Raw genomic sequence first — 2452 nt, 5'->3', positions numbered from 1 at the left:
CGGGCCGCCTCGAGTTCGTTTTCGCTTTCAGCGGTAGCCGTATGGCCGTCGTAATCGAAAATAGAAAGCGAAATTTTGTTGCCGATTTCGCCTTTTAGGGTCATCTTGACGGGGAGGCGCTTCTGCATTTCGCGGTCGGTAAATGTGCGGCGCAGTTCGCGCTCAAGCGCGGGCGAATCGTTGCGGAAAACCTGCATGCCGCGCGTCACGCAGCGCATGTCGAACTCCTTGCCGAATTCAAGCTTCAGAAGTCTCGACTGTCCGCGTCGGTCCCCGTGGAGCACCTGTGCCGCGTAAAGACGGCTTCCGGTGCTGATTCCGCGGCCTGGATCCTCGAAGAGTATTCCATCGCCCGGCCGCGGAATATTTTCGATAGCTTCGTCGAACAAGAGGAATATGCGCCCCTTTTCAATTTTCTCTATCCTGCCTAGGTATAATCCGTGATGGTTGCTGAATGAGCCGTTCACCAGTTCCTGATGGTTGTCTCCGTCGAGCCATCCTGTTGTGAGTCCGCGCGAGAAGAGAACCTCGAGCGGTTCTAGGTCCTTGGCGTCGAGAGGAATATGGTTTAAAGCTTTGCGATAGGCCTTTGCGACGGCGGCCACATATTCGGGGCTCTTCAGACGACCTTCCACTTTCAAGGAATCTACGCCGATATCTTCAAGTTCGGAAAGCTTGGGGAGCGCACAGAGGTCGCGTGTGCTGAAAAGGTAATGGGCATCTGTATCGCGGAATTCCTTGCCGTCGACAAAAATCCGATAGGGGAGTCTGCAACTTTGGGCGCACTGGCCGCGGTTTGCGCTGCGTCCACCGAAGTTCTCGCTGGTAAGGCATTGCCCGGAATAGCTCACGCAGAGTGCGCCGTGTATGAAGACTTCTAGCTCAAGGTCTGTTGCAGACTTTATTTTTGCAATTTCCTTGGCGGAAAGTTCGCGGGCGAGAACGGCGCGGTTGAATCCGATGCTTTTCACTAGGTTCACGCCTTCGGCGCTAGAAAGAGTCATCTGTGTACTCGCGTGAATTTCCTGTGTCGGTGCGATGGCGCGGATAAGCCTTGCTAAACCGATATCCTGGATGATGAATGCATCGGGTTCCAGCGAAATTAACTTTTCCAGAAACTCTGGAAGCTGCTGGAGTTCTCGCTCAAAGACAAGAACATTCATCGCGAAAAATGTGCGTACCCCGCGTATGCGGGCGTAGCGGATCATTTCGGCTATATCTTCAAAGGAAAAATCCTCGGTGCGTCCGCGGGCGTTCCAGTATGGGACGCCGTAGTATACGGCATCGGCTCCGTTGTCGATCGCTGCTTCGAGCATTTCGCGCGTGCCTACGGGCAATAAAAGTTCCGGCGATTTTTTCCTTAAATCCATAAAAACAAAGATAAAAAAGTGTATGGGGTAGGGATGAAGCAGATATTAGCCGATTCGGTCTTTTAAAAACATAGAGTAAAAGGGAGCTCTCTAGGAGTCCTTTATTAAATAATGTGAGCCAAAAGCGACTCGTATTGACGAGTCGTGTTGGCGAGAGAACCGGCTTCAGAGTAAGGAATAAGCAGATATTAGCCGATTCGGTCTTTTAAAAACATAAAGTAAAAGGGAGCTCTCTAGGAGCTCCCTTTTACTTTATGGAGGTGAGGGGAGTCGAACCCCTGTCCAAAATCACGTCCATGCACGTTCCTACAAGCGTTCCCTTCGTATTTAAGTTCTCGTCTGATCTACGCCCAAGAAGGTCGGCGCGGACTTTGACCAGCCTAGTAAATGTCGGACACGTTCCCTAGGCATGAATGCATCCTATCCCATATTGCGTCCGGACGTACATCCCGATGGGAGCGGAATGAGGCCCGGCGTTGCCGCTAATTAGGCAGCGAGTGCGTAGTTTTCGTCAGCACTTATTTTTTTTCAGACTTTTTTACGAGTGCCCTCGTCTGAGACCTCGGCTTGCAACTAACACTTCGGTAACCCTGTCGAAACCAAAGCACCCCCGGTGAGTGTCGCGACGGCAAGCTTGCTTGCCGGCATGACCGAGCCGGAGTGATTCTGCTCGAAGAGCAGAAAGCACCCCCGTAGGGATCGTGTTACTTCAAATATAGTAAAATATGAATTAAATTGCAATTTTTCTATCTTTCGCCTCAATGGTAGAATCCCTTTCAGAATTTATTACGTTTGCGCGCGCCGAGTCGCTCAACCTTTTCAGCAAGGCTGAAGGGGAGGCCATACATATAAATGGGGCTACCGTACCTGCTGCAGCCATGATGGTTGCCGCCCGTTTCCTTAAAAAGCCGAACCCGATTCTCGTAGTTTCCCGCGATTACAAGAGTGCAGAAACCTGGGTGGAAAACCTGGAAGGTCTGCTGGGCGAATCCTTTGTGCGCTTTTTCCCGGCAATTGGGCTTAAACCCTACGAAAAGAAGGTCCCGTTTGAGGGTGTTCTCGAAGAGCGTCTCAAGTTCTTT

The 2452-nt window shown here is 51.3% G+C and carries 2 protein-coding genes and 1 other RNA gene; 1 reads left to right on the top strand and 2 read right to left on the bottom strand.

The genetic code is table 11. The features are described 5' to 3' along the window. On the bottom strand, positions 1-1370 hold a 1370-nt coding region (locus tag Q0628_RS11790; RefSeq protein WP_298771234.1), incomplete at its 3' end, for a peptidase U32 family protein. 252 nt (positions 1371-1622) lie between these two features. Beyond that, positions 1623-1982, bottom strand: a transfer-messenger RNA (tmRNA) gene (gene ssrA, locus Q0628_RS11785). A gap of 149 nt (positions 1983-2131) precedes the next feature. Between ssrA and Q0628_RS11780 the strand changes: the two genes are divergently transcribed. Then, a partial coding sequence (locus Q0628_RS11780) for a hypothetical protein (RefSeq protein WP_298771233.1) occupies positions 2132-2452 on the top strand: 321 nt, incomplete at its 3' end.

The organism is uncultured Fibrobacter sp., from assembly GCF_937877005.1.
In the GTDB taxonomy this organism is placed as follows: Bacteria; Fibrobacterota; Fibrobacteria; order Fibrobacterales; family Fibrobacteraceae; genus Fibrobacter.
This window is presented reverse-complemented; position numbering and strand designations above follow the sequence as displayed.